The 26,472-nt window shown below is 59.9% G+C and carries 29 protein-coding genes; 12 read left to right on the top strand and 17 right to left on the bottom strand.

Going from position 1 to position 26,472, the window contains the following annotated elements:
• The first annotated feature begins 61 nt into the window (after positions 1-61).
• Positions 62-1,873, top strand: coding sequence for an ABC-F family ATP-binding cassette domain-containing protein (locus Z947_RS0114190; RefSeq protein WP_025044954.1), 1,812 nt, complete (start codon positions 62-64; stop codon positions 1,871-1,873).
• Here Z947_RS0114190 and Z947_RS0114185 read toward each other — a convergent pair.
• Together Z947_RS0114185 and tyrS are read right to left on the bottom strand one after the other, a co-directional pair.
• Entirely contained in the window at positions 1,870-2,694 is an 825-nt protein-coding gene (locus Z947_RS0114185) for a GNAT family N-acetyltransferase (RefSeq protein ID WP_025044953.1), read from the bottom strand. The two genes, Z947_RS0114190 and Z947_RS0114185, sit on opposite strands and share 4 nt — an antisense overlap.
• Positions 2,695-2,738: 44 nt before the next feature.
• Positions 2,739-3,989 (bottom strand): tyrosine--tRNA ligase, encoded by a 1,251-nt coding sequence (tyrS, locus tag Z947_RS0114180; RefSeq protein ID WP_025044952.1) that lies wholly within the window; start codon positions 3,987-3,989, stop codon positions 2,739-2,741.
• An 83-nt stretch (positions 3,990-4,072) separates the two neighbouring features.
• On the opposite strand from tyrS, the gene Z947_RS0114175 reads away from it, so the two are divergent.
• Positions 4,073-5,182 carry an anhydro-N-acetylmuramic acid kinase gene (locus Z947_RS0114175; protein WP_025044951.1) on the top strand — a complete coding sequence of 370 codons (1,110 nt, stop codon included), beginning with the start codon at positions 4,073-4,075 and terminating at the stop codon, positions 5,180-5,182.
• A 103-nt stretch (positions 5,183-5,285) separates the two neighbouring features.
• On the opposite strand, the gene Z947_RS0114170 is transcribed toward Z947_RS0114175, so the two are convergent.
• The 5 genes from Z947_RS0114170 to Z947_RS0114150 all read right to left on the bottom strand — a co-directional run bounded on the left by Z947_RS0114170 (position 5,286) and on the right by Z947_RS0114150 (position 8,878).
• The gene (locus tag Z947_RS0114170) at positions 5,286-5,801 is read right to left on the bottom strand and encodes a GNAT family N-acetyltransferase (RefSeq protein ID WP_025044950.1); all 516 of its coding nucleotides are present in this window, start codon (positions 5,799-5,801) and stop codon (positions 5,286-5,288) included.
• Between the two features lie 40 nt (positions 5,802-5,841).
• Positions 5,842-7,116 carry a phosphopyruvate hydratase gene (eno, locus tag Z947_RS0114165; RefSeq protein ID WP_025044949.1) on the bottom strand — a complete coding sequence of 425 codons (1,275 nt, stop codon included), beginning with the start codon at positions 7,114-7,116 and terminating at the stop codon, positions 5,842-5,844.
• Between the two features lie 74 nt (positions 7,117-7,190).
• Positions 7,191-8,060, bottom strand: coding sequence for a DMT family transporter (locus Z947_RS0114160; RefSeq protein WP_025044948.1), 870 nt, complete (start codon positions 8,058-8,060; stop codon positions 7,191-7,193).
• 76 nt (positions 8,061-8,136) lie between these two features.
• Positions 8,137-8,556 (bottom strand): Fur family transcriptional regulator, encoded by a 420-nt coding sequence (locus tag Z947_RS0114155; RefSeq protein ID WP_025044947.1) that lies wholly within the window; start codon positions 8,554-8,556, stop codon positions 8,137-8,139.
• Positions 8,549-8,878, bottom strand: a complete 330-nt coding sequence (locus tag Z947_RS0114150) for a hypothetical protein (RefSeq protein WP_025044946.1) — start codon at positions 8,876-8,878, stop codon at positions 8,549-8,551. The genes Z947_RS0114155 and Z947_RS0114150 overlap by 8 nt, the downstream gene beginning before the upstream one ends.
• Positions 8,879-8,940: 62 nt before the next feature.
• Here Z947_RS0114150 and Z947_RS0114145 point away from each other — a divergent pair, with 62 nt between their 5' ends.
• Positions 8,941-10,257 (top strand): DEAD/DEAH box helicase, encoded by a 1,317-nt coding sequence (locus tag Z947_RS0114145; RefSeq protein ID WP_025044945.1) that lies wholly within the window; start codon positions 8,941-8,943, stop codon positions 10,255-10,257.
• Positions 10,257-10,490: a hypothetical protein gene (locus tag Z947_RS0114140; RefSeq protein WP_025044944.1), complete on the top strand. Its 234-nt coding sequence runs from the start codon at positions 10,257-10,259 to the stop codon at positions 10,488-10,490. The genes Z947_RS0114145 and Z947_RS0114140 overlap by 1 nt, the downstream gene beginning before the upstream one ends.
• 60 nt (positions 10,491-10,550) lie before the next feature.
• Here Z947_RS0114140 and Z947_RS0114135 read toward each other — a convergent pair whose 3' ends face one another.
• The gene (locus Z947_RS0114135; protein WP_025044943.1) at positions 10,551-11,408 is read right to left on the bottom strand and encodes a DUF533 domain-containing protein; all 858 of its coding nucleotides are present in this window, start codon (positions 11,406-11,408) and stop codon (positions 10,551-10,553) included.
• A 133-nt stretch (positions 11,409-11,541) separates the two neighbouring features.
• On the opposite strand from Z947_RS0114135, the gene Z947_RS0114130 reads away from it, so the two are divergent.
• Positions 11,542-12,432: a DMT family transporter gene (locus tag Z947_RS0114130; protein ID WP_025044942.1), complete on the top strand. Its 891-nt coding sequence runs from the start codon at positions 11,542-11,544 to the stop codon at positions 12,430-12,432.
• Here the strand turns inward: Z947_RS0114130 and Z947_RS0114125 are convergent.
• Genes Z947_RS0114125 through mazG form a run of 4 tightly spaced genes read right to left on the bottom strand, consistent with a single transcriptional unit; the run spans position 12,429 to position 16,129 of the window.
• Positions 12,429-13,838 (bottom strand): protein adenylyltransferase SelO, encoded by a 1,410-nt coding sequence (locus Z947_RS0114125; protein WP_025044941.1) that lies wholly within the window; start codon positions 13,836-13,838, stop codon positions 12,429-12,431. The genes Z947_RS0114130 and Z947_RS0114125 overlap by 4 nt on opposite strands.
• 4 nt (positions 13,839-13,842) lie before the next feature.
• On the bottom strand, positions 13,843-14,292 hold the full coding sequence (locus Z947_RS0114120; protein WP_025044940.1) for a GNAT family N-acetyltransferase: 450 nt from the start codon (positions 14,290-14,292) through the stop codon (positions 13,843-13,845).
• On the bottom strand, positions 14,289-15,230 hold the full coding sequence (locus Z947_RS0114115) for a nucleoside hydrolase (RefSeq protein ID WP_025044939.1): 942 nt from the start codon (positions 15,228-15,230) through the stop codon (positions 14,289-14,291). The genes Z947_RS0114120 and Z947_RS0114115 overlap by 4 nt, the downstream gene beginning before the upstream one ends.
• Before the next feature lie 59 nt (positions 15,231-15,289).
• On the bottom strand, positions 15,290-16,129 hold the full coding sequence (mazG, locus tag Z947_RS0114110; protein WP_025044938.1) for a nucleoside triphosphate pyrophosphohydrolase: 840 nt from the start codon (positions 16,127-16,129) through the stop codon (positions 15,290-15,292).
• Between the two features lie 63 nt (positions 16,130-16,192).
• Here mazG and Z947_RS0114105 point away from each other — a divergent pair, with 63 nt between their 5' ends.
• Genes Z947_RS0114105 through Z947_RS0114090 form a run of 4 tightly spaced genes read left to right on the top strand, consistent with a single transcriptional unit; the run spans position 16,193 to position 19,735 of the window.
• The gene (locus Z947_RS0114105) at positions 16,193-17,362 is read left to right on the top strand and encodes a M20 aminoacylase family protein (RefSeq protein ID WP_025044937.1); all 1,170 of its coding nucleotides are present in this window, start codon (positions 16,193-16,195) and stop codon (positions 17,360-17,362) included.
• Between the two features lies 1 nt (position 17,363).
• Positions 17,364-18,329: an agmatinase gene (speB, locus tag Z947_RS0114100; RefSeq protein WP_025044936.1), complete on the top strand. Its 966-nt coding sequence runs from the start codon at positions 17,364-17,366 to the stop codon at positions 18,327-18,329.
• Positions 18,326-19,273 carry an agmatinase gene (gene speB, locus Z947_RS0114095; RefSeq protein WP_025044935.1) on the top strand — a complete coding sequence of 316 codons (948 nt, stop codon included), beginning with the start codon at positions 18,326-18,328 and terminating at the stop codon, positions 19,271-19,273. Before speB (Z947_RS0114100) ends, speB (Z947_RS0114095) begins: the two co-directional genes overlap by 4 nt.
• Before the next feature lie 36 nt (positions 19,274-19,309).
• On the top strand, positions 19,310-19,735 hold the full coding sequence (locus Z947_RS0114090; protein ID WP_240477536.1) for a DUF1499 domain-containing protein: 426 nt from the start codon (positions 19,310-19,312) through the stop codon (positions 19,733-19,735).
• On the opposite strand, the gene Z947_RS21900 is transcribed toward Z947_RS0114090, so the two are convergent.
• Positions 19,679-19,978 carry a hypothetical protein gene (locus tag Z947_RS21900; protein ID WP_081781155.1) on the bottom strand — a complete coding sequence of 100 codons (300 nt, stop codon included), beginning with the start codon at positions 19,976-19,978 and terminating at the stop codon, positions 19,679-19,681. The two genes, Z947_RS0114090 and Z947_RS21900, sit on opposite strands and share 57 nt — an antisense overlap.
• Before the next feature lie 63 nt (positions 19,979-20,041).
• On the opposite strand from Z947_RS21900, the gene prfA reads away from it, so the two are divergent.
• The 3 genes from prfA to Z947_RS0114070 all read left to right on the top strand — a co-directional run bounded on the left by prfA (position 20,042) and on the right by Z947_RS0114070 (position 22,761).
• Positions 20,042-21,097 (top strand): peptide chain release factor 1, encoded by a 1,056-nt coding sequence (prfA, locus tag Z947_RS0114085; protein ID WP_025044933.1) that lies wholly within the window; start codon positions 20,042-20,044, stop codon positions 21,095-21,097.
• Positions 21,098-21,114: 17 nt separating this feature from the next.
• Entirely contained in the window at positions 21,115-21,930 is an 816-nt protein-coding gene (prmC, locus tag Z947_RS0114080; RefSeq protein ID WP_025044932.1) for a peptide chain release factor N(5)-glutamine methyltransferase, read from the top strand.
• 198 nt (positions 21,931-22,128) lie between these two features.
• Positions 22,129-22,761 carry a DUF4167 domain-containing protein gene (locus Z947_RS0114070; protein ID WP_025044930.1) on the top strand — a complete coding sequence of 211 codons (633 nt, stop codon included), beginning with the start codon at positions 22,129-22,131 and terminating at the stop codon, positions 22,759-22,761.
• A 93-nt stretch (positions 22,762-22,854) separates the two neighbouring features.
• On the opposite strand, the gene Z947_RS0114065 is transcribed toward Z947_RS0114070, so the two are convergent.
• Genes Z947_RS0114065 through Z947_RS0114050 form a run of 4 tightly spaced genes read right to left on the bottom strand, consistent with a single transcriptional unit; the run spans position 22,855 to position 26,469 of the window.
• Positions 22,855-23,415, bottom strand: coding sequence for a hypothetical protein (locus Z947_RS0114065; protein WP_052880620.1), 561 nt, complete (start codon positions 23,413-23,415; stop codon positions 22,855-22,857).
• Positions 23,416-23,435: 20 nt separating this feature from the next.
• Positions 23,436-24,278 carry a 16S rRNA (adenine(1518)-N(6)/adenine(1519)-N(6))-dimethyltransferase RsmA gene (rsmA, locus tag Z947_RS0114060; RefSeq protein WP_025044928.1) on the bottom strand — a complete coding sequence of 281 codons (843 nt, stop codon included), beginning with the start codon at positions 24,276-24,278 and terminating at the stop codon, positions 23,436-23,438.
• The gene (gene pdxA / locus Z947_RS0114055; protein WP_025044927.1) at positions 24,275-25,249 is read right to left on the bottom strand and encodes a 4-hydroxythreonine-4-phosphate dehydrogenase PdxA; all 975 of its coding nucleotides are present in this window, start codon (positions 25,247-25,249) and stop codon (positions 24,275-24,277) included. The genes rsmA and pdxA overlap by 4 nt, the downstream gene beginning before the upstream one ends.
• On the bottom strand, positions 25,246-26,469 hold the full coding sequence (locus tag Z947_RS0114050; RefSeq protein ID WP_025044926.1) for a peptidylprolyl isomerase: 1,224 nt from the start codon (positions 26,467-26,469) through the stop codon (positions 25,246-25,248). Before Z947_RS0114050 ends, pdxA begins: the two co-directional genes overlap by 4 nt.
• Positions 26,470-26,472 lie beyond the last annotated feature (3 nt).

The following is a 26,472-nucleotide window of genomic DNA, read 5'->3' as shown; positions in this document are numbered from 1 at the left end:
ATTGGCAAGATGAAGCGCAGGGTCCGTTGACCTTTGCACAGGGCGCGTTTAGCTGCACAGCATGGCACGTGCACCTCTTTTACAACTCAACGACATCTCGCTCACCTTTGGGGGTGATCCGGTGTTTGAAGGCCTGTCTTTGGTCGTACAGGCTGGCGACCGCGTCGCGCTTGTTGGGCGCAACGGGTCGGGGAAATCCACGCTGATGAAGGTGATGGCCGGTCTGGTCGAAGCCGACAGCGGTGATGTGATCGCAGGGCCGGGCGTTTCTGTCGGCTATATGGAACAGGACCCCGATCTGAGCGGCTATGAAACTTTGGGCGATTTTGCGTCAGCAACGCTTGAGCTGTCGGAAATGTACAAGGTTGAACGCGCGGGCGAAGGGTTGAAGTTTGATCCCGAACGCCCCGTGGCGACTGCGAGTGGCGGCGAACGGCGGCGCGCGGCATTGGCGCGTTTGATGGCGGAAGAGCCGGAATTGATGTTGCTGGACGAGCCGACAAACCATCTGGACATTGAAGCGATCCGCTGGCTTGAGGACGAGCTTAAAGGCACACGCACAGCCTTTGTGATTATCAGTCACGACCGCGCGTTTTTGCGTGAATTGACCCGCGCAACTCTTTGGATTGATCGCGGTTCTGTCAAACGGCAGGAAAAAGGCTTCGCAGCCTTCGAGGCGTGGCGCGATCAGGTCTGGGAAGAAGAAGACACCCAGCGCCACAAATTGAACCGCAAGATCAAGGCAGAGGCGCGGTGGGCCGTTGAGGGCATCTCGGCGCGGCGCAAGCGTAATCAGGGGCGCGTTCGGGCGTTGCAGGATTTACGGGCCGAACGTTCCGCACAAATCAACCGCCAAGGTGCCGCCGCGATGGCGCTTGAGGCGGGGCCAAAATCCGGTCGCAAGGTGATGGAAGCGGTCAACATCACCAAGCGCTTTGGCGATAAGACCATTGTGCGCGATTTTTCCCTGAAGGTGCAGCGCGGGGATCGCATTGCGCTGGTCGGGCCGAATGGTGTTGGCAAAACGACATTGTTGAACATGCTGATCGGCAAGGAAACCCCCGACGAGGGCGAGGTAACTCTGGGTACGAACCTCGCGTTGGCGCTGTTCGATCAGGCGCGCGCACAGCTCGACGGGGATATGACCCTCTGGGAATCACTGACCGGTGATCCGGATATGCGGGTGTCGGGCAAGGCGGATCAGGTTCTGGTGCGCGGTAACCCCAAGCATGTTGTCGGGTACTTAAAGGAATTCCTGTTCGACGAAGGGCAGGCGCGCGCGCCGGTGCGGTCCTTGTCAGGGGGCGAAAAGGCACGTTTGTTGCTGGCCAAGATCATGGCGCGGGAAAGCAACCTGTTGGTCCTCGATGAACCGACAAACGATCTGGATGTGGAAACGCTGGATCTGTTGCAGGAGTTATTGGGCCAATATGACGGCACGGTGATTCTGGTCAGCCACGACCGTGATTTTCTGGACCGTGTGGCGGCCACGACCATTGCCATGGAAGGCGACGGGCGCGCGACAGTTTATGCCGGTGGTTGGTCCGATTATCTGACGCAGCGCGGACAGGATGATTTCGCGACCAGCGTAACAGAGACCAAAAAACCTGCCGTGGCCAAGGCAGAGCCCAAAAAAGCTGAGAAAACCGGTCTGAGCTTTACCGAAAAGCACCGGCTGGAGGCTTTGCCCGCAGAGATTGCGCGGCTGGAGGCGGAGATTGCCAAGGTTGAGGGTTTGTTAGCCGATCCTGATCTGTTCACCCGCGAACCGGTGAAGTTCAAAAAGGCGATGGAAGCGCTTGTCGCACGTCAGGAAAAACTGGCCGCGTCGGAAGAGGAATGGCTAGATCTGGAAGACCGCGCAGCCGGTTAGCCCCGCGCGAAGGGCCGCCAGTAAAGATGGGTGCCGCCCGTGGCATGCCGTGTGGCCCCGCAGCGCAGTTTAAACCGGTCCAAGGCCGGCGTCTCATCGGAGAGCACCCCAAGGTCAAGTTGCGCGGCCCCCCGTTTCGCAAAGTAACAGCAGGCCCGCCACAAAAGCAGGTTATGCGCTGACAGGGCTTTGCCTGTGTCGGTGATGTAGCCAAGGTGGTAGGTCGCGCACGCTCCATGGGTCAGAAACAGCATATGGGCCACCACACGCCCCTTGTGATGGGCGCGAAACACGTGGGTTTGACGTGGGGCGGCAGCGGCGAAACTCGCAGTTAAGGGCGGTGGCCAGTTCGCATATCCGCGCTGTTGTGCCTGGCGCACCTCTTGGCGCAGGATCTCTGTATCAGGGTCGGCGGGCAAAGGTTTGCGGGTGATCTTTAACCCGGCCTTTTCGCCCCGTTTCAACTGGTTGCGCCATTTTGGATGGAGTGCTGCGCGCCTGTCCTCGTCGCTGCCCGACAGGTCCAGAACTGCCCTATCACCCCCTTTGCGTAACCGCAGGCTACGCGGCATGGGGCAGGGGGTTTGTGGCGACAGGATCAGGGGCGTGCGGTGCAATCCGATCGCCCGAAGCTGCGCGGCCAGATCATGCGGTGGCGCGGCACGGGGCAGCATCAACAATCTGACGCCGGCAATGCGGCGATGCAGCAGCATCAGGCCGTCTGGCAGAAACATCGGCCTTTGCCCGCACAGATGCAGCGCATGTGCAAATGCGGGGTCTTGCATCAACGGGGTCAGGACAGGGCGGGCTTCATCGAACATGGGTCCGATGAAGCCGGTGTTTTGGTTAAAACCGCGTTAAACGCTTAGCCGATTTGCACGAGGGCGTGGCGTTTTTTACCCGCGCTCAGCTTGATCGGTGTGGCTAGGGCTGCAGCATCCACCATCAAGCCGGCATCGGTCAGGGCGGCGTCGTTGATTTTGGCCCCGTTTTCGGAAATCAGGCGTTTGGCTTCTTTGCCTGATCCGGCAAGGCCGGATTTGACCAGCAGTTGCACGATGGAAATGCCGTCACCGATATCGGCTGTCGACAGGGTAAGTGTCGGAAGATCATCGCCAACGCCGCCCTTTTCAAAAACTTCCCGCGCGGTGGCTTCTGCGGCGGCCGCAGCTTCCGCGCCGTGCAGCAATTTGGTGACCTCATTGGCTAGAATGATTTTGGCCGCGTTGATTTCGGACCCTTCAAGGGCGCCCAGACGGTTGCATTCGTCGACGGGCAACTCTGTGAACAGCTTGAGGAACTTGCCGGTATCCGCATCTGTCGTGTTGCGCCAGAACTGCCAGAATTCATAAGGGGACAACATGTCGCCATTCAACCAGATGGCCCCGCCTTGCGACTTGCCCATCTTACGCCCGTCCGACGTGGTCAGCAGGGGTGTGGTCAGCCCGTAAATCTCGTTATCAAGCACGCGGCGCGTCAGGTCGATCCCGTTGACGATATTGCCCCACTGATCCGACCCGCCCATCTGCAACAGACAGCCGTAGCGCCGGTTCAGCTCCAGAAAATCATAGGCTTGTAGAATCATGTAGTTGAATTCGAGGAAGGACAGCGATTGTTCGCGATCCAGCCGCGATTTGACGCTTTCAAAGCTGAGCATGCGGTTCACACTGAAATGCCGCCCGATGTCGCGCAGGAAATCAAGGTAGTTCAGACCGTCCAGCCATTCCGCGTTATTCAACATCAAGGCATCGGTCGCGCCGTCGCCGTATTGCAGGTATTTCGCAAAGACCTGCTGCATGCCTGAAATGTTCGCACCGATCTGGTCGGGGCCAAGCAGGGGACGTTCATCGCTGCGAAAAGACGGATCGCCCACTTTGGTGGTGCCGCCGCCCATCAGGGTGATCGGTTTATGGCCGCACTTTTGCAACCAGCGCAGCACCATGATGTTCATCAAGTGACCGACGTGCAGCGATTTGGCCGTCGCATCATAGCCGATATAGGCGGGCACAACACCCGCGGCAAAGGCATCGTCCAGACCTTGATAGTCGGTACAATCAGCGAGAAAACCGCGCTCCATCATCACTGCAATGAAATCCGATTTGGGATGGTAGGTCATGGTGTCTTGCCTCACGCTTGGTTTGCGGGGCATCTATAGGCGCAAGGGTCGCCAAGGGAAAGGCCCGAGGTATGGGGCAGGGTATGAGCAGGGCAATCAGCAAAGACGGACCGGTGCGGGCATTGGGGGCGATGTCGGGGACATCGCTCGACGGTGTGGATGCGGCGGTTCTGGTGACAGACGGGCACGACATTGTGGAATTCGGGCCAACCGCCTATCGCGGCTACGCGGCTGATGAACGCAGCACGATCGCTGCGGGCTTTGGTCAGTGGCAGGGCGCGGCGGTTCAGGCGGCGGCAGAGGTGGTGGAGCGCGCACATGTGGCCTTGCTAGATCCGATGGAGCGCGTTGATATCATTGGATTTCACGGCCAGACCCTGTCGCATGCGCCAAGACAGCAGGGCACCTTGCAGGTCGGGGATGGTGCGGCATTGGCGCAGCGTTTGGGCTGTCCTGTGGTCTGGGATTTTCGCAGTGCGGATGTCGAACTCGGCGGGGAGGGTGCGCCACTCGCCCCGTTTTTCCACCACGCTTGTGCGCGCTTTGCCGGATTAACCGAACCTGTCGGCTTTCTGAATTTGGGCGGGGTGGGGAATCTCACCTGGGTGGATCCGTCGGTAGCACGGCCCCAAGATGCCGGGGCTTTGCTGGCGTTTGATACCGGACCCGCTAATGCGCCAATCAACGATCTGATGCAAAGCCGTCTTGGCATGGCCTTTGACGAAGGGGGGAAACTGGCGGCAAAAGGCACAGTGGAGCAGGGGGCATTGGAGCTGTTTCTGGCAGAGCCGTATTTTGCCCGTATTCCACCCAAGTCACTGGATCGCAATGATTTTGCCGAGATGGTGGCCTTGGTTGTTGAGTTGTCTGATGCGGACGCTGCTGCCACGCTGACCGCGATGTGCGCGGCTGGTGTGGCAGAGGCGATGCAGCATTGTCCAAGCCTACCGTCACGGGTGCTGGTGACGGGGGGCGGGCGTAACAACCCGGTATTGATGCAGATGCTGGCGGTTAGTCTGGATTGCCCTGTGATGGCCATCGAAGAAATCGGGCTGGACGGCGACATGCTTGAGGCACAGGCCTTTGCCTATCTGGCGGTGCGGGTGGCACGGGGGCTGGCGACCTCTTGCGCCACGACAACGGGCGTGCGAGCAGCTGTGGGCGGCGGGACCGTCAGTCTGCCAGACGGTTAGGTCGCGCCGCGTTGAACGCAAGCCGTATAGAGGGCGGGCAAGGCAGGGCTGAGTTTATTGGCAAGATGAAGCCCATGGGACGGTGGCCCCGTCAGGTGTGGGTTCAGAGGGCGCGGGAGTAAAACAGCAGTTCGGGCAGCACATCATTAGGAATGGGTTGGTAGGGACCGCAAGGGGTGAAGCCCAAGCGCAGGTACAGCCGTTGTGCGGCGTGCAGGCTTTTGGAGGTGTCGAGCACGATGCGGGTAAATCCGTCCGCCTTGGCTTGGGTGATCAACGCATTGCAGATCAACGCGGCCACACCTTTGCCGCGCGCGGCATCATTCACAAAGACCCGCTTTACCTCCGACGTGTCATCATCCAGCGCATGGGTCATGCCACAGCCCAAAGCGGTGCCGTCGGCGTCACGCGCCAGCAGCACAATGCCCGTAGGGCGGGCGTGCAGCTCGGGCAATTGGGCCATTAACGTGGTGTATTTCGGGACGGGGTAAAACGTCTCGGTGATTTCTTTGTCGATGGCTGAATTGGACAATAGGAAATCGCGGTACGCCCAGCAAAGGTCACGCACGGCGTCCAGATCTGCGGGGCTTGTCGCTTGGGTTAGGATGATATCAGACATAGGGTGAGGGTGCAGCGCGAGGCCGCACCCCTTTCCGTAATTATTTCAGGATGCTGCGACCGGCAAATTCTGCCGTTTCGCCCAGCATTTCCTCGATGCGGATCAGCTGGTTGTATTTCGCCAATCTGTCGGAGCGTGCCAGCGAGCCGGTTTTGATCTGGCCGCAGTTTGTAGCCACGGCAAGATCGGCAATCGTGGCATCTTCGGTTTCGCCGGAGCGGTGGGACATCACATTGGTGAACCCTGCACGGTGCGCCATATCAACGGCTTTGAGCGTTTCAGTCAGCGTGCCGATCTGGTTGACCTTGACCAGCATGGAGTTGGCCGACCCTTTGGCGATGCCATCGGCCAGACGCGCCGGGTTGGTCACGAACAGATCGTCGCCGACCAGCTGGACCTTGTCGCCCAATTTGTCGGTCAGTGCTTTCCAGCCGTCCCAGTCATCTTCGGACATGCCGTCTTCGATAGAGATGATGGGGTAATCTGCTACCAGCGCGGCAAGGTAATCTACATTCTCTGCGCTGCTCAGGCTCTTGTTTTCACCGGATAATTCATATTTTCCGTTCTTGTAGTATTCTGTCGCCGCGCAGTCGAGGGCCAGATACATATCCTCGCCCGGCTTATAACCCGCCTTTTCTATGGATTTTAGAATAAAATCAAGGGCATCGCGGGTGGAGCTGATGTTCGGAGCGAAGCCGCCCTCATCACCGATACCTGTGGACAAGCCTGCCGCTGAAAGTTCGCCTTTCAACGTGTGGAACACCTCGGCCCCCATGCGCACGGCGTCGCGGATGTTGTCCGCGGCGACCGGCATGATCATGAATTCCTGAATGTCGATCGGGTTGTCGGCATGTTCGCCACCGTTGATGATGTTCATCATCGGCACCGGCAGGACACGCGCGGACGTGCCGCCGACATAGCGAAACAGCGGCTGGGTGCAGAAATCTGCTGCCGCCTTGGCCGCCGCCAGGGACACACCAAGGATCGCGTTCGCACCCAGACGGGATTTGTTTTCCGTGCCGTCGAGTTCGATCATGATCTCGTCCAGCTCGACCTGTTCGGTGGCATCAAGCCCCACCAGCGCATCGCCGATTTCGCCGTTCACAGCCGCGCAGGCTTCCAACACGCCTTTGCCCATGTAGCGGGATTTATCGCCATCGCGCCGCTCTACCGCTTCATAGGCACCCGTGGACGCGCCAGAGGGGACAGCCGCGCGGCCCATTGTGCCATCTTCAAGGATCACGTCGACTTCGACGGTTGGATTGCCCCGGCTGTCAAGGATTTCGCGGGCGTGAATATCGACGATGGTGCTCATTGATTTGTCCTTTGATGGCTGTTGGGGGTTCTTACCCCGACAAGCGGCATTGGGAAAGGACTTTGCTTTTGGCTTTAGCTGCGTTGTGCCACGCGACGTTCGCGCCAGACGGTGTAAATGCCGGACGCCACGATGATCGTCGCGCCGATCAGGGTCAGCGCGTCAGGGGATTCGTTGAACACGCTCACGCCGATGACCAGCGCAAACACCAGACGGGAATAGCGGAAGGGCGTCACGAAGCTAACTTCGCCGACCCGCATCGCGGCAACAATCGCATAATAGGCGAACAGTCCGATGGTCAGGGCCGAAAGGAAATACACCCATTGCGTACCAGCGAAGCGGACAAACGGCGTTCCTGTGGCCAGCATTAATCCCAGACCCGCAGGGACCAGCACAAGAAACCCAAGGAAGCTGAGTTGCATTGTCGAAATCGTCGATGGGGTGCGCCGCGTTGCCAGATCGCGCAGCGCCAGCATAAAGACGGCAACAACCGCGAGCAAAGAAAGGACTTCAAAGCTGTCCATGCCGGGGCGGATGATCAACAGCACCCCGAAAAGGCCAACACAGATCGCGCTCCAGCGCCGCCAGCCAACGGGTTCATTCAAAAACAGGGCTGCTCCCAATGTCACCACCAGTGGCGTGGCCTGCAAAATCGCAGAAGCACTCGAAATCGGTGTCAGGGAAAGGGCCGAGACAAAGGCAATCGTGCCGATCATTTCGCCGAGGGCCCGCAGGCCAATCGGGGCCGAAATCATATCGCGCGAAAACAGCGGCTTGCGCTGTATCACCACGATGGTGCCAAAGACCGTCGCGCCGCCAAGGCCCAGCATCACCAGAATTTGCCCGACACTTGCGGCGTCCGAAAGCAGTTTGATGAACATGTCTTCGCCAGCAAACCCCAGCATCGACAGCACCATCAGCACTGCGCCGCGTATATTGTCCATCGGGTTTCCTTGCGTGTTGCGAAACGTCACTCTGTCGAGAACTCAGATGACGGGTTTGGCGGGCAGGGGCAAGGTCTTAGCTGTCGGGCTTGTTAATGGGCACGCCATAAAGTTCAAGCCGGTGACCGCGCAGCTCATAACCGAGCTTCTGTGCGATCCGTTCTTGCAGCGCTTCGATTTCGGCATCGACAAATTCGATCACAGCACCAGAGTTAAGATCAATCAGATGATCGTGATGGTCGCGTTCGGCATCTTCATAGCGCGCGCGCCCGTCCCCGAATTCCAATTTGTCGAGAATGCCGGCCTCCTCGAACAGTTTGACGGTGCGATAGACCGTTGCAATGGAAATGGCCGCGTCGCGGTTTGACGCGCGGGTATACAGTTCCTCGACGTCGGGGTGATCGGCGCTGTCTTCGATGACCTGCGCGATGATGCGGCGCTGGCCCGTCATGCGCAGGCCCATGCCTTCGCAGCGTGTGATGATGGATTTACCCATAGTACCGGCCCTTGGATCGTGAGGTGGGGGTCGTGTAGCGCCCTTTTTCTTGTGGTGCCAGTGTTTCGCGGTCACGGCGGTCCGGTCTTTTGCGGATATTGGCCAGTTTTCGACCATTTGGCGGGGCTGGTTGACTTATGCGGCGCAGTACCCCATGTGAAGACCAAGCGAAGCCTTCTGCCGCGTGAGCAGTGCCAGACCCGTAACTGTGGTCCGGCTGACCAAGGCCGCCGATGTTCCCAAAATCACGCGTGGGGCGAAACGCGACGGACAGGTTCAGGCAATTGGCCTCTGCCTGTGATCCGGTTTCGCGTGATCCCATGGGGTGCCTTTGGTGCCCGACACAAAAGCGTGCGGGATACTTCGTGCGCAGAAAGACAATAAATGAGCGATTTCGACATGATGGACCTGCCACCGGTATTGGTGGCGCGCCTGAAGAAGATGGGTTTGAAAAACCCGACACCGATCCAGAAACAAGCGATCCCCCACGCGCTGAACGGACGCGATGTGATGGGGCTTGCCCAGACAGGAACCGGTAAAACCGCCGCCTTTGGCGTGCCGCTGATTGCGCAGATGCTGGCCGAACCCAAACGTCCCTCACAAAAATCGGTGCGTGCGCTGATCCTTGCGCCGACCCGCGAACTGGCCCAGCAGATCATGCAAAACCTTGCCGGCTTTTGTGAAGGCACCCAGTTGCGCGCGCAGATGGTTGTCGGCGGGCAAAGCATCAAGCCGCAGATCAACCGTCTTGACCGCGGCGTTGATATTCTGGTGGCAACACCGGGCCGGCTGCTGGACCTGATGGACCGCCGCGCCGTGCGTCTGGATGAAACCAGCTTTCTTGTGCTGGATGAAGCCGACCAGATGCTGGACATGGGGTTCATCCATGATTTGCGCAAAATCTCGTCTGTAATGCCGAAAGAGCGCCAGACCATGCTGTTCTCGGCGACGATGCCCAAGCTGATGAACGAGATTGCCAATACATACCTGCGCAACCCGATCCGCATCGAAGTGTCGCCTCCGGGCAAGGCAGCGGACAAGATTACACAGGAAGTGCATTTTATCGCGAAGGCTGAAAAGCAGTCCCTGTTGGTCGAACTGATGGCCAAGCATAAGGGCGAGCGGGCGCTGGTTTTCGGTCGCACCAAACACGGCTCGGAAAAGCTGATGAAGAACCTTGTGAAAGCAGGGTTTGATGCCGCATCCATCCACGGCAACAAATCCCAAGGTCAGCGCGATCGGGCGATTGCCGGTTTCAAATCCGGTCAGATCACCGTGCTGGTGGCCACGGACGTGGCGGCGCGCGGGCTTGATATTCCTGATGTGAAGCACGTTTATAACTACGACCTGCCGAATGTGCCTGACAATTATGTCCACCGGATTGGCCGTACCGCGCGTGCGGGCAAGGACGGGGCCGCAATCGCATTCTGCGCGCCTGATGAAATGGGCGAATTGATCGCGATCCAGAAGGTTATGAAAATCCGTATCCCTGTGGCCTCGGGCCGTCCGTGGGAAGGGGCGGAGATCGAAGAAAAGCCCAAGCAGTCGCGCGGTCGTGGCCGGGGGCGCTCCGGCGGCGGTGGCGGTGGTCGCCCGCAAGGTGGCGGCGGTGGCGGGCAGGGCGCTGGCAAGCCCGGCGGCGGCAACCGCAGACGGCGCGGCGGCGGTGGCGGTAAAGCCGGCGGCCAACAGGCGGCGTAATGCGCAAGGCGGCTTTGGTCGTTCTTTATCTAACGGTGGTGGCGCTGGTAACGGTGCCCCCGCTTTTCGCAGGTTTTCTTACCACGATGTGTATGAACCCGACGGGGGGCGCATGTCGCACAGTAACCGCGAAAGACTGGTTTGCCGGCGAACTGGCTGGCATCTGGATGCCACCCTTTGGCGTCGCCATCGCGTTGATCTTGGTGATCCGTTGGCTGCACCGTAAAGCGTAGATCTGACGCCACGCGTGAACCGCGTGGCGTCAGGCCGTTTTGTAAAACCTAAATCAGGTATCAGGTATAAAGTGACGGCATCCCCATTTGCGCGTGGATCTCGTTCACCTGCGCGGGTTTCATGCCATAACCTTGTGCCAGATCGTGCAGGTATTGCGCCTCTTTCTGGGTATCCAGATCGATCCCCAACAGGGACATCGCATAAATCTGCCCTTCCATGCCGCTAGGTGTTTCACGCACCAATGCGGCCACGTCGACGGGCGCTTGCAATTGGGCCTGCACAAACGCCGCTTCTTCGGCGTCAACATCACCCAACTGGTCCAGCAGTTTGGCCTTTTCCGCGTCATCAAAGGTGCCGTCGGATTTGGCGGCTTGGATCATCGCGGCCAGCATGAGACCGGCAGCGGCTTCCTGTTCTTGGGATGGTTCGATTTCAGGTTCGGGTGTCGCGTCAAATTGTGAATTCAGCACCGCGCCAAAGTCGTGATCATTGGTTTCGGGGCGCTTTTGCACAGCCGCGCCGGCACCGGCCAACAACCCGCCAGCTCCGGCTGCACCGGCCAGACCGCCCAGCAATCCGCCTAAACCGTCGCCAGATGCGCCACCGCCCAAAAGACCACCCAGACCGCCCGACGATGCGCTGCCACCGCTGCCGCCCAACTGGTTCAACAAGCCGCCAAGCCCGCCGGACATGCCGCCCCCCGCTGCGCCGCCGCCGCCCATAAGACCGCCCAACATATCCTGAAGCCCGCCGCCGGAGGCCGACGCAGAACCGCCGCCCGTCAAACCGCCCAGCAAGCCACCAAGACCGCCTGCACCTGCCGTACTTGCACCGCTGTTCTTTTTCATCATCGCACTGGCCCCTTTTGCCATGGCCACACCAACAGCGACTTTCGCCAAGGTTTTCATCAAGCTCATCTGGTTTCCCCTTCATTGAGTGCACTTAGTTTGACATGTTTTTCCTTCGCCACGAGGGGAAAATATGCGGCTTTCACTCATCGGCGGATGTTTTCGCATTGACGCGCGGTCTACCAGTCGCGCTAGTGGAGCGATGGAACGCAAGGATCATATGGACGCCATCGGTGCTGCGGCACTGATCGCATTTGCGCTGCATCTGGCGTTCAATCAGGTCGTGATCAAAGTGACTGCGGGTGGGTTCGGGCCGGTGTTTCAGGCGGGGCTGCGCTCTGTCGGGGCGGTACTGGTGCTCTATCTTTGGATGCGCCTGCGCGGTGTCAGCTTTAGCGTGCCGCGCGCGGCGTGGGCCGGCGGGATCGTTTCGGGCCTGTTTTTTGCGCTTGAATTCATGTGCCTTTTTACCGCGCTGGATACCACCACCGTCAGCCGTGCCTCGGTGATATTTTATTCGATGCCGGTCTGGCTGACCTTGATCGCCCATGTGTTTTTCCCCGGTGAACGTCTGACCCCGGCGAAAATAGCGGGACTGTTGTTGGCGATGGCAGGGGTGGCGATTGCGCTGGCCGATCGCGGGGGCGGCAGCGTCAGTTGGGCTGGTGATTTGCTGGCGCTGACGGGTGCGCTTTGTTGGGCCGGAATTGTGGTTTGCGTGCGCATCACACCGCTGTCCGAGGTGCCGCCTGCGCAACAGCTGATGTTTCAGGTTTTGGTGTCTGCCCCGATCTTGTTGCTGCTGGCACCGTTTCTCGGCCCCTTGCTGCGCGATGTCCAACCCATCCACATCGCCGGTTTGCTGTTCCAGATTGTCGCCATCGCCAGCCTCGGATTTTTGGCGTGGTTCTGGTTGATGACGATCTATCCGGCGTCCTCGGTCGCATCCTTCAGCTTTCTGTCACCGGTGTTTTCGGTGATTCTTGGCTGGTTGCTGTTGTCCGAAGACGTCGCGCCCTCCGTCTGGGCCGCCTTGGTGCTGGTGGCCAGCGGCATTTATTTAATTAACCGCAAGCCACGCAGCCCGGCTTAGGTGCCGCAAAAAGTTGCCGGCACGATTTCCTGTTCGGACGGCGGGCGCGACAGGTCCGCATCGGTCTCGACATAGGGGGTCGCAAGCGCCGTCATGAGCCGTTCAAACGGGGCCATGTCGCCCGCAACGGCGGCTTCGATCATCTGTTCAATGCGGTGGTTGCGCGGGATGATCGCAGGGTTCGCCGTCTGCATAATGGCTTGCGGGTCGGGTTCGTCTTTGATCCGGTCCTGCCATTTGGCGCGCCAGTTTTCAAAGGCTTCGCGATTGGTAAACTGGTCTTGGGCCGTGTCGGTCCCTAATGCGCGGAAACTGTTGGTGAAATCGGCATCATCGTTTTGCATCAATCCCATCAGATCTTCGATCAAGGCCGTGTCGTCAGATCGCGGTGTGGAAATGCCGATTTTTGCCGCAAACCGCTTCAGCCAGTTTTCCTCGAGCAGATGCGGCATGGCATGCACGATCTCGGTCGCTTCCGCGACGGCGGCATCTTTGTCGTCGGAGGCTTGCACAAGGCTGGTGGCAAGTTGCGCCATATTCCAGACGGCGATGCCGGGCTGCGCGCCAAAGGCATAGCGCCCTTGGGTGTCGATGGAACTGAAGACACGGTTCTGGTGAAAGGTGTCCATAAAGGCGCAGGGGCCGTAATCAATGGTTTCGCCGCTGATCGCGCAATTGTCGGTGTTCATCACGCCGTGGATGAACCCGAGTGACATCCAATGGGTCACCAGATCGGCCTGCGCTGCACAGACCGCGCGCAGCAGGTCCATCGGGCCGGTCGCTTGCGGGTAGTGTCGCTGGATGGCGTAATCAATCAGGATGCGCAGATTTTCGACTTCGCCGCGATGGGCAAAGACCTGAAACGTACCGACGCGCAGATGGCTTTGCGCCACGCGGGTCAGGATCGCACCGGGCAGGGCCCCTTGTTCCCGCCAGATCTGATCGCCGGTGGACACGGCCGCAAGGGCGCGGGTCGTGGGCACGCCAAGGGCGTTCATGGCTTCGGACACCACATATTCGCGCAGTACCGGCCCCAGCCATGCGCGGCCGTCGCCCATGCGGGAATAAGGGGTCGGTCCCGATCCTTTCAGCTGGATATCTCGGCGGATGCCGTCGGTGCCAATGACTTCACCCAACAGGATCGCGCGGCCATCACCAAGTTGCGGATTATAGTTGCCAAACTGGTGTCCGGCATAAAGCTGCGCGAGCGGAGCGGCCCCTTGGGGTACATCGTTACCCCCAAAGGTCGTTGCGATGTCGGCAGGCCCCCCTTGTTCAATGTTCAGCAGTGCGGCAAGATTTTCATTAAACGCCAAGAGTTTGGGGGCGGAAACTGACGTGGGTTCAAGTCGCGAATAGAAATCATCGGGCAAGTTGGCATAGCTGTTGTCAAATGGGATGCGCATGGGCTCAAAGCTTTCTCGACATGAACATGTAATTCTCGCGCGGTGCAAATCCGGCGCGTTTGTATAGCTTAATCGCGGCGGTGTTTTCGCGGTCCACTTCAAGATGAACCGCACGCAACCCGCCCTCGGCCAAGGCGCGTGGCAGGGCGATCAGGCTTTCGGTCGCAATCCCGCGCCCGCGCACGCCGGGCCGTACATAAAGTTCGTCCAGGATCGCGTCCAAGCCGCCAAATTCAACGGACCAGCCGAAACAGATCACCAGATAACCGATGGGCGCACGGGCGGGACCGATCAGATAAATCGCACCATAGGGCGAGCCGTCCAGCAGCGGGCCAAGAGCCGCGCGGCGGGCCTCGTCCGTTTGGGTGATGCCTCCCTCTTCATGGAAAGCAGCGCAAAGCGTGACCAGCTTGTCCAGATGCTCCGGTTTGGCAAGGGTAAGGGCGGCGCTCACAGCCGCGCCAATCGTTCGGTGAGCAGAGCGAAAAAGCCGTCCGCATCCAGATCGCCGATGAACAATGCGTTGGGTTCGCGGTCGGTAACACCCCACCAATCGGCCACGGTCATGCCCATGGTCAGTTCGGATTGGGTTTCGATTTCCACATTGACGTGACGCCCAGAAAACAGTTCGGGTTTGATTAAATAGGCGGTGACACAGGGATCATGCAGCGGTGCCCCTTCGGAGCCGTATTTTTCCTTGTCGAACCGTTCGAAAAAATCAGTCATCTGCGCCACAGCGATGCCGACAGGCGTGTCCAATGCCCGAAACGCGTCATTGCGCGGTTTTGTCACCAGCGCCTTGTGCGTAACATCAAGCGGCATGACTACAATAGGTACGCCAGATTTGAATACAATATCAGCGGCTTGCGGGTCGACATAAATGTTGAACTCTGCCGTGGGTGTAATGTTACCCCCCTCGAAATAGCCGCCGCCCATCAAAACAATCTCGGCGACGCGATCGACGACGTCAGGGGCTTTTTCAAAGGCTGTCGCAATATTGGTCAGCGGCCCCAAGGGGCATAGCGTAATTTGCCCCACCTCATGTGCGCGCAGCTGTTCGATAATGAAATCAACGCCATGCCCCTCGCTAAGCGGCATCACAGGGTCAGGCAGATCAGGGCCATCAAGTCCGGTTTTGCCGTGCACATGTTCCGCAGTGACCAATGCGCGCCCCATTGGGCGGTCGCACCCTGCATAAACCTTTACATCCGCTTTACCTGCTAACTCACAGACAATGCGTGCATTTTTCGATGTCAGGTCAAGCGGCACATTGCCTGCAACACAGGTGATGCCCAGCACCTCGAGGTCTTCGGGGCTGGCGAATGCCAAGAGGATCGCAACCGCGTCGTCCTGTCCGGGGTCTGTGTCTATGATGATTTTGCGTGGCTGCATGGGTATTTGTCCTTCTTTGCGTGTCAGATAGGCGCTTTGGCGATTTAGCGAAAGGGCGCTTAATCTTTGGCGGCTGCTGCCCGCTCATCCGCTTTGACAGCTTCCCAAAGCGCATCCATTTCGGCCAGATCGCTTTGGTCCGGCGTTTTACCGCGCTGCGCCAGTTTCGCCTCCACGCCCGCAAAACGGCGGGTAAATTTGGCATTGGCGGCACGCAGGGCTTCTTCGGGCTCCAGCCCCAGATGGCGGCCCAGATTGGCCATGACAAACATCAAATCGCCGAATTCCTCTGCGACTTCGGATTGGGTCAGCGTGTCGCGCGCTTCGACCAGTTCGGCGGCTTCTTCGGTGATTTTGGCGATCACATCATCAACCGTGGGCCAGTCAAACCCCACCCGCGCGGCCCGTTTTTGCAGTTTATGCGCACGCAGCAAGGCGGGCAGTCCAATTGCGACCCCCTCAAGCGCGCCTTGTTGCGCTTTGTCCTTGCGCTCGGCGGCTTTGATCGCCTCCCAATCGGCGGTCTGTTGGGCGGCGGATTTATCGCGGCTTTCGTCACCAAAGACATGCGGATGGCGCGCCACCATCTTGTCCGAGATATTGCGCACCACCGACGCAAAGGTGAAGTGTCCCGCTTCCTCTGCCATGGCGGTGTGATAGACCGATTGAAGCAACAGATCGCCTAGTTCCCCCTCCAATTCAGGCCAATCCTTGCGTTCGATGGCATCCGCGACTTCGTAAGCTTCTTCAATGGTATAGGGGGCGATGCTGTCAAAATCCTGCTCGATATCCCACGGGCACCCCGTGTCGGGATCGCGCAGACAGCGCATGATTTCCAACAGCCGTTCGATGCCGCCGTCAGGGTCGTTGATAAGGTCATGATTTTGGTCGCGGGCCATTGCAGCTTTGTCCTGTCTGGTGTCAGATGCACCCTGATCAACCTCGCCAAAGGAGTCCAGCCCATGCCTGTAGTCAACCGCATTGCCGATTTCAGCGCTGATATGACAGCCTGGCGCCAACATCTGCATACCATTCCCGAGCTTGGGTTGGAGTGTCATCAGACCGCGGCATTTGTCGCCGAACGCCTGCGTGAATTTGGCGTGGACGAATTGCACGAAGGTATCGCCAAAACGGGGATTGTTGCGATCATCAACGGGCAGGGCGCGGGGCCGACCATTGGTCTGCGCGCGGACATGGACGCCTTGCCGATCCATGAGGAAACTGGCGTGGCTTATGCCAGCACCCATGCAGGCAAGATGCACGCCTGTGGTCATGACGGGCACACGGCGATGTTGCTGGGGGCCGCGAAGTATCTGGCCGAGACACGCAATTTTGCGGGGCGCGTAGCGTTATTGTTCCAGCCGGCGGAGGAAATCATTGGGGGGGGCGAGATCATGGTGCAGGAAGGTGTGATGGACCGCTTCGAGATTGCACAGGTCTATGCGCTTCACAACGCGCCGGGGTTGGAATTCGGGCGGTTCCATACCACGCCGGGACCGATCATGGCGGCGGCGGATACGTTTACAATCAACTTGACCGGCAAGGGCGGACATGGTGCGCGGCCCCATGAATGTGTTGACCCCGTAGTGGCGGCCTGTGCGATTGTGCAATCTTTACAGACAATTGTCAGCCGCAATACCGACCCTGCGGCGCAGTTGGTGATCTCGACCACGCAGATCCATACTGGCACAACCGACAATGTGATCCCCGAAGAGGTCTATATCAACGGCACGGTGCGCACCTTTGACAAAGAGGTGCAGGCCATGGTGGTGCGCAGGATGCAGGCCATCGTGGACGGGCATGCCGCAAGTTACGATTTGCAGGCCGAACTAGATTTCGAATTCGGCTACCCGCCGACGGTCAATGATGCCGCCAAAACCGATTTCGCGGTTGCTGTTGCGGGCGATGTGGCCGGCGACGCGGGCGTCGAGGCAGATTTCGCACCCGTCATGGGGGCCGAGGATTTTTCGTTCATGCTGGAAGCCCGCCCCGGTGCCTATCTGATGTTGGGACAGGGCGAGGGCGCAGGCGTGCATCACGCGAAATACAATTTCAATGACGAGATCGCGCCGATCGGTGCCTCGTTTTTCGCGCGTTTGGTAGAACGGGCGCAGCCTGTCACAGGAGCATAGGATGGCGTTAGAAGATGCAGCAAGTCAGGTCGATCAGGCGTTTACGCGCGATGATCTGAAAGGTGCGAGTTTCGAAAATGCTTTTGGCGGGGCCACATCGTTTCTGCGGCGTAAATACACCAAGGATCTGACCGGTGTTGATATTGCCGTGACGGGGGTGCCGTTTGATCAGGCGGTGACGAACCGGCCCGGTACGCGCCTTGGACCACGGGCCATCCGCGAGGCCAGCGCGCTGCAACCCTACGATCCGCCCTATGGCTGGAACTTTGACGTACTCAGCGAATTTGCCATCGCGGATTATGGGGATCTGGCGTTTGATTACGGGCATACGTCGAAATTTCCTGCCGCATTGACCGCCCATATCAAGGGGATACTGGATGCTGGCGCGGCAAGTGTGGCTTTGGGCGGCGATCACTACATCAGCTTTCCCATCCTCAAGGCCTATGCGGAAAAATACGGTCCGATCAGTCTGTTACATTTTGATGCGCATTCCGACACTTGGCCGGATGACGATATGGACCGGATTGATCACGGCACCATGTTCTACAAAGCAGTAAAATCAGGGATTGTGGACCCCGAAACCTCTGTGCAGGTCGGGATCAGAACCACAAACCCCGATAATCTGGGCGTGGCGACGATTGATGCGCGCGAAGTGCATGAGCGTGGACCGCAAGCAGCGGTCATGCGGATCAAGGAAATACTGGGCAACCGGCCCTGTTATCTGACATTCGACATCGACGCGCTTGATCCGGCGTTTGCGCCCGGTACCGGCACACCGGTCTGGGGCGGTCTGACCAGCGCACAGGCGGCGATCATGCTGCGGGATCTGGCAGGGATCAATATCGTGGGCGGTGACATCGTCGAGGTATCACCGCCGTTTGACACCACAGGGGCCACGGCGATTGCGGGGGCGCATGTCGCGACCGAAATCCTGTGCCTGCTCGGATACAGGATGCGTGCGAAATGAGTGAGAAAAACCAACCCATCAGCGGCAACGATCTGGCGCGGTTTTCCGGCCCGAACACGTTCATGCGCCTGCCTGCGGTGAATGACCTGAAAGGGCTGGATGTGGCCGTTTTGGGCATTCCGCTGGACATTGGCACCTCGTGGCGATCGGGCACGCGGTTCGGTCCCAAAGAAGTGCGCGCGCAATCCGCGATGCTGCGGCCTTATAATCTGGGCACGGGGGCGGCCCCATTTGACAGTTTGCAGGTGGCGGACATCGGTGATCTGGCGATCAATACGTTTTCGCTCAGCGATAGTTTGCGCATCATTGAAGAAAGCTACGACAGCATCCTGATGTCGGATGCCATGCCCTTGGCGATCGGGGGAGATCACTCGATCACCCTGCCGGTCCTGCGCGCCATGGCCAAACGGCACGGGCCCGTGGCCTTGGTCCATGTAGACGCCCATGCCGACGTGAATGACGAGATGTTCGGTGAACGTGAATGTCACGGCACGGTATTCCGTCGGGCACATGAAGAAGGGCTGATAATCCCCTCAAAAACCTATCAAATCGGCTTGCGCGGTACCGGATACTCGGCAGAGGATTTCAAAGAAGCCGCCGGTTGGGGGTTCCAGCAGTTTCTGGCGCAGGAACTTTGGGGCCGCAGCCTTGCCAGTCTGGGCTCTGAAATCCGGCGCGATGTCGGCGATGCGCCAGTCTATATCACCTATGACATCGACAGCCTTGATCCGGCTTATGCTCCCGGCACGGGGACGCCGGAAATCGGCGGGCTGACCACACCGCAAGCCATGGAGTTGATCCGTGCCTTGCGCGGTTTGAACGTGGTCGGTGGTGATCTGGTTGAAGTTTCGCCGCCCTATGATACCTCGGGCAATACCGCGCTGACCGGCGCGAATATTCTGTACGAGATGTTATGTGTCTTGCCGGGCGTGACATACCGCTAAGGCAAAACCGTGTAAGGTTTAAAGGAAATGCGCCGCATGTTATTCTGGATCGTGATCATCGTTATTGTCGTGCCGCTGGCCTACATCCGGCTGGCCCCGAGCGATCCGGCGCGGTTCCACCGTCAGGCGAAACCGGTTGATACTGCCACCGAGCTGCGCACGGGCGGCTATGTCTGGCGCAAGGTTATGGAGGAGGACGGTCAGGACGCATTGCGCAGCTTGGCCGATGCCGCCGCCGCAACGCCGCGTACACAGCTGCTTGCGGGATCGGTGGAAGAGGGGCAGATCACCTATGTCACCCGTACGAAATGGATGGGATTTCCCGACTACACCACCTTTGGCATATACGAAACGCCGAAAGGGGAACGTTACCTCGAAGCCTTCGGGCGGGCCCGTTTCGGTCGTTCAGATCTTGGGGTTAACGCCAAGCGGATTAAGGGCTGGCTTGCTGCGCTCAAGTGACGAAGACAGACACCCTTCCTGCACTTCGCGCCACATCGGCACGTTCAGCGACATCTGGCATTGCGCCATAAACATCCGCCCGTCGACTTGCAGGCAAATCGTTTCGCCGAGCTCGACACGGTTATGGCTGCGGTCGGTGCAGTAACAATCCACCGTTTTTCCATTAGGGTAAGTCGCATCAGCAAAAGCTGCCGTGGCGGCGGGCAGGGCCATGAGGCCCGCAAGGAGGCAAAGGCGTTTCATGTGCTCACCATAGCACGATGCAGCTCTTGACCAAAGCACTTCTATCAGCGACAGCATGCCAGCATGATACCATTGGACCGGCTTGAACAAATCTCCCAGCGTTTCCAGTTTCTGGAGGCATCGATGTCGTCTGGCTCTGACGGCGCGGATTTTGCCGCCTTGGCCAAGGAATACGCCGATCTACGCCCTGTCATCGACCAGATCGATGCTTACATGCAGCTGCTGCGCGATCTGGACGAGGCACAGGTGATGCTGGCCGATCCCGAAATGGCAGAACTGGCGCAGGAAGAAATGCCGCGTATCAAGGCGGCCTTGCCCGAGGCAGAAGCGGCTTTGCAGGTGGCCTTGCTGCCCAAGGATGCGGCGGATGCGAAACCGGCGATGCTCGAGATCAGACCGGGGACGGGCGGGGATGAGGCGGCCTTGTTTGCCGCGGACCTGTTACGGATGTACCAGCGCTACGCCGAAAGCCGCGGTTGGGGTTTCGATCTGATCGAAGAACAGATGACCGAACTGGGCGGCGTCAAGGAAGTCGTGGCGCATATCACTGGCCAGAACGTCTTTGCCCGGTTGAAATATGAAAGCGGTGTGCACCGTGTCCAGCGGGTGCCGACCACCGAATCGGGGGGGCGTATCCATACCTCGGCGGCAACTGTGGCGGTTTTACCCGAAGCCGAAGACGTGGACATAGAGATAAACGCCAATGACATCCGCATTGATACAATGCGCTCGTCAGGTGCAGGCGGTCAGCATGTGAACACCACCGATTCTGCGGTGCGCATCACCCATATTCCGACAGGCATTGTGGTGACGTCCTCGGAAAAGTCCCAACACCGCAACCGCGATAAAGCGATGCAGGTGCTTAAGGCGCGGCTTTACGACATGGAGCGGAACCGGATGGACAGCGAACGCTCGGCCGATCGTGCATCGCAGGTCGGCTCGGGGGACCGCTCGGAACGGATCAGAACCTATAACTTCCCGCAGGGGCGGATGACGGACCACCGGATCAACCTGACCCTTTATCGTCTTGATGCGGTGATGCAGGGCGATCTGGACGAAATCGTTGACGCGCTTACCGCAGACGCACAGGCGCGCCTGATGGCCGAGATGAACGGGTGAGCACAGCGGCACAGGCCATGGCGACCGCCGCTGCGCGTCTGCGTGCGGCGGGCGTGCCGGACCCCGCGCGCGACGCGCGCCTGCTGCTGGCGCATGCGGCGAGCGTGGATGCCGCGCGGGTGACACTGATCGCGCCCGAAGAGATTGCACCGGAAATTGCCGAACGATTCGAACAACTTGTCGCTCTGCGCGCAGTGCGTGTGCCGGTGTCTCAACTGGTGGGATCGCGCGCCTTTTACGGGCGGGATTTCAGGATCAGCCGCGAAGTGCTGGACCCGCGCCCCGAAACCGAAACGCTGGTTGATCTGGCGCTTGCTGCCCCGTTTGACAGGGTGTTGGACCTTGGCACGGGATCGGGATGTATCCTTGTGACGCTGCTGGCAGAGCGCATGCAGGCAACCGGTGTAGGGGCGGATCTATCCGAAACCGCCTGTCTGCAGGCCAGCGCAAACGCCGTGCTGCATGGTGTCGCGGAGCGCGCTGCAATCATCCAGTCGGACTGGTTCGATGCGGTCGAGGGGCGCTTTGACCTGATCGTTTCCAATCCGCCCTATCTGGCTGCCACCGAAATGGCCGATGTTGCCCCTGAATTGCGCGATCACGAACCGCAGATGGCGCTGACAGACGGGCTGGATGGCTTGTCGGTTTACCGGATCATCGCTGAGACTGCCCAATCCTATCTGACCGCCGAGGGGCGGGTGATGGTGGAAATCGGCTGGCAACAGGGGGCGGCGGTCTGTGACATTTTCAGCCGTGCAGGCTGGGCCAGTGTCGAATTGGCACATGATCTGGACGCACGGCCCCGTGTGGTTTGCGCAGCGCAACCGGCGTAAATCTGCACTTTTGCACAAATTTAGCGGTTTTGCCCTTGCCGTAAGGGCCTTGGCGTGGTTATTCAAGGATGTTGCAGCGGTGGATGCCTTTGGCGGTCCCGCGCGGTTTTTAACCCAACATTTTCTCGACCGATCATGCCCGCGCCTTGCGCAATCGGTTACCAATAGCGAAACAGCACCAAAGGCTGATATTCCTTCATGAAATCCACAAGATCCCGGGGCCGGTCCAAGAACAACCGCAACCGCAGCAATAACAACAATCAGGGCGGCAATGTCGTCAACCGCGTCTTCGACAGCTCCGGCCCTGAAGGCAAGGTGCGCGGCACGCCCAGTCAGGTGATTGAGAAATACAATCAACTGGCCCGCGATGCGCAGCTGTCCAATGACCGGGTTGCAGCCGAGAACTTTCAACAACATGCGGAACATTATTTGCGGATGTTGTCAGTCGCGCAGCGCGAAATGGACGAGCGGCGCGAAGAACAAGAGCGCCAGAACCGCGAACGTCAGGCGGAACGCGACCGCGAACGTGCCGAGCGTCAGGAGCGCGAAGGCAATCAGGGTGGCAATCAAGGCCAGGGTGGGCAGCCACAACAAGGCGGGCAACCCCAGCAGGCCGGCAATGAGCAACGTGCGCAAGCCGCCCCAGTCACAGACCAGCCAGTGGTCGAGGCGGACGCGGATGGCGACAGCGGTCTGGTGGAAACGCCCGAAAGCAAGCCAAAGCCAAAGCGCGCGCCAAGACGCAAACCCAAGCCCAAGCCGGAAGCAAAAGCCGAGCCCAAGCCCGAGAATGCAGGCGACAGCGGCGATCAGCCAGAGGCAGCAGAATAATACGAAAACCCCGCCATCGCGCGGGGTTTTTTGTTTCTTGGTGCATTTGTCGGGGGCGGGGCGATTGGATCCCGCTTTGGTCAAGTTCAGACCTTAGTCGACGGGCGGTGCGGCCAGTGACCCCTCGGTGCGGTGGACATAGTGAATACGGCCCTTGTCGCGCAGCACCTGCGCACGGGGCAGCCAATCATAGCGGCGGTCCTGCGCTACCGGTGCCCAGAACAATTTCCCGCCATGGCGCCAGGGATCAACCACCACCCCGTCGTGCAGCGCGGCCCCTGTCGGGATAAGGACGGCGGTGCTGTGGTCGATCAGAAGCAGGCTGTCGGAGTTAGCGATCGCGCGGGTGACGTCCAGTGTCCTGAACTCTTCAGCAAGCAGGCGTGCCTGCATATCCTCAGCCCAGTGATAACACAGGCCGCGTGGTTTGGTGCCCGCGTTTACCTTGCTGTTATGGATCAACGGGTGGTCGGTGATTTGATAGGTTTGCGCGAGGGCAAAGGCCGTCTGATAGGAAATCCGCGCCGCCCTGTCAGCTTCGCGCGGGTCTACGGCCGGCGACATCTGGCGCAGGCTTTGTGCAAGCGCTGCGATCTGTGCTGCGCTGCCCCTTTCGGGACCCGTCGCGGTGCAGGCAGTGAGGGTCAGGGCCATGACCAGCGCCGCCAGAGCTCTCACTTTTTAGCAACTTCGCGGGCAAGGGCGCAGAACGCCTCAAGCGAAACCTGCTCTGCGCGTTCGGTGGGTTTGATCCCAGCCGCCTGCAACCGGTCTTCGATGTCCGGTGCGACGCCTTTCAGCGAGGCGCGCAACATTTTGCGCCGTTGGTTAAAGCCGGCGGCAACGACACGGTTCAGGATCTTCGGATCGGCAGGAAAACGCGGTTCGGCCAAAGCGCTCAGGTGCACCACGGCGGATGACACCTTTGGCGGCGGGGTGAATGCTTCGGGTGGCAGGTGAAGGACGATGCGCGCATCCGCCCGCCACTGGGCCAGCAGGGCCAGCCGGCCGTAGGCCTTCGATCCCGGGGCGGCGACGATACGTTCCGCAACTTCGCGCTGGAACATCAGGGTCAGGCTTTGCCAGAACGGCGGCCACTGCGCCGGTGTCAGCCACCGCACCAGCAGTTCGGTGCCGACGTTATACGGCAGGTTTGCCGCGACCCGAATGGGCGGGGTGAGATGTTTCAGCGGGTCGATCTCAAGCGCGTCGCCTTCGATCACCGTCAGCTGGCCATCATAAGCCGCACCGATTTCCGCCAGTGCAGGCAGGCAGCGCGGGTCTTTTTCAATCGCCAGGACATGGCGCGCCCCTTCAGCCAGCAGACCACGGGTCAGCCCGCCAGGGCCGGGACCGATTTCAAGCACGTCGCAACCGGTCAGATCGCCAGCCTGACGGGCAATTTTTGCGGTCAGGTTCAGGTCGAGCAAGAAGTTCTGGCCCAGCGACTTGCGCGCCGACAACCCGTGGGTGGCGATCACATCCCGCAGGGGCGGCAAGCTGTCGATGGTGGTCATGCGGAATGTCCCATGCGGTGCGCCATGCGGATCGCTTCGATCATGCTGGTCGGATTTGCAATGCCTTTGCCAGCAATGTCGAAGGCGGTGCCGTGATCGGGCGAAGTGCGGATGAAAGGCAGTCCCAGCGTGACGTTCACGCCCTTGTCGAAATCCAGTGTCTTGATCGGGATCAGCGCCTGATCGTGATACATGCAGATCGCCGCGTCATATCGCGTGCGTGCGGCGGCGTGAAACATCGTGTCGGCGGGCAAGGGGCCACTCAGGGTATAGCCTTCGCCTTGCATCTGTGTGACCAGATCAGTGATCCAGTCGCGTTCCTGCGTGCCCATCGTGCCGCCTTCGCCCGCGTGGGGGTTCAGGCCGGCGATGGCAAGGCGCGGTGCCGCAATGCCGAACAGATCCCGCAGACCCGCATGGGTGATTTCAATGACATGGCGCAGGGATTTCGGGGTCAGCTGCAACGGCACCTGTTCCAGCGCGATGTGGATCGTGGCAGGTACCACGCGCAATTGATCAGAGGCCAGCATCATCACGACATCTTCGACACCGGCCAAGGCGGCAAGATATTCAGTATGGCCGGGGTGGGCAAAATTTGCGCCGTCCTTCAGCGCCTTTTTGTGGATCGGTGCGGTGCACACCGCCAGGGCTGTGCCCTCCTGAACCAGCGCCACACCGCGGGCGATCATGTTGATCACATGGGCCGCATGGGCAGGATCGGCCACACCGGCACGGCACGGCGCGCCAAAGTCCTGCGCCAGAACGGGCAGGGCATCCGGGCTTGGGCCAACCGCTTCGCTAGGGTCCGCTACGACGCGGTGCGGCGTGCCTTCGGGCAGATGGCGCGGGTCGCCTAGCCATAGCATCGGCACTTCATGGGCCAAAACGGCCCAAGCGGCGGCGGCGACTTCCGGTCCGATGCCGGCGGGTTCACCGCAAGAGATCGCGACCGGCAGGGCAGGCCGGCTCATTGCATAACGATACGCGCATCGGCGCGCAGCTGGTCCATATAAAGGTTCGCAAACCCCTGCAATTTACGTTGGCGCAGGGCGCTGATCACGTCGTCGCGGGTGGCTTCGGCGTTGGTCGCGGCAGTGCGGTTACACAGCATCAGAAACACCAATGTATTCCCGTCCGCCCGCGTCAAGGCTGTGGAAACCTCGCCACGGTCGAGCTTGGCGAGCTCAAAGGCGATGTCTTGCGGAATATCTGCGGGGGCTTTGGCACCGCGATCCAGCACCTCTTCTGGCTGGCCCTTGGCAACGGCGTAAAGATCGTCACAGGTGTCGACCTCGTCGCGCAGGCGGGCGGCTTGCGCCAATGTGGCCTCGGAACGGCCACCGGCCATGTAATAGGCCGCGTATTCGATTTCGGAATAGGTCTTGGCCGGTTTGCCGCTTTCTTCGATGCCGCGCAGCTGGAACAGGGCCACCGCATTCGGGATCGGCAGCGGAGCCGTTACTTCGCCGGGGGCAAGCGCCAGCAAAAGCGGGTGCAGCGTGGGGGGCAGTTGCTCAAGCGGGGTCCATGGCATACGCCCGCCGCGCCCGCGTGACGCGGTGGCGGAATATTGCGCGGCGTAGCGGGAAAACTCGCCCTCGGATTGGGACTGGGCGATGCGTTCGGCCAAGGCCATCACCTGTGCGGCGCGCTGCGGCGGGGCGGGGATGATGATTTCGGAAAGCAATACCCGCAAGCCCGATCCGGTGGAACGGGTGTTGCCAAGGGCGCGGTTGATCTCATCCTCGGAAACGCTGGCCTGTCGGGAATACCGTGCACGCACCAGTTCGCGCCAGCCCAGTGAGTTGGCAACGAAATCGCGTAGCGTTTCACGCGACACACCGGATTGTTCCAGCGCTTTGGTGAACTCGGGCAGTGTCAGATTGGCACGGGATGCAAATTCGCTTAGCCCCTCGTTAAGTCCTTCGTCGGTAAGGGAAATCCCGGCCTGCGCCACGGCCACGGCCCGCAGCCGGTCGTCGATCAACCCTTGCAGGGCTGTGTCGCGATCCGACCCGGGGGCGTTGAGCAATTGCAGGAAACGCTGGCGCTGCTGCACCTCGAATTCGGTGACCACCGTGTCATTGATACGGGCGGCGGGGGCGAACAGGTTCTGCGCCTCTGCGCTCTGGCCCCCAAGGACAATCGCGCTTGCAAGGGCAAGGCCCCTAACCACTGCTGAGAATTTCATCTG

The organism is Sulfitobacter geojensis, from assembly GCF_000622325.1.
GTDB lineage: Bacteria > Pseudomonadota > Alphaproteobacteria > Rhodobacterales > Rhodobacteraceae > Sulfitobacter > Sulfitobacter geojensis.
Note: the sequence above shows the minus strand (reverse complement) of the source record. Positions and strands in the feature narration are given on the sequence as shown.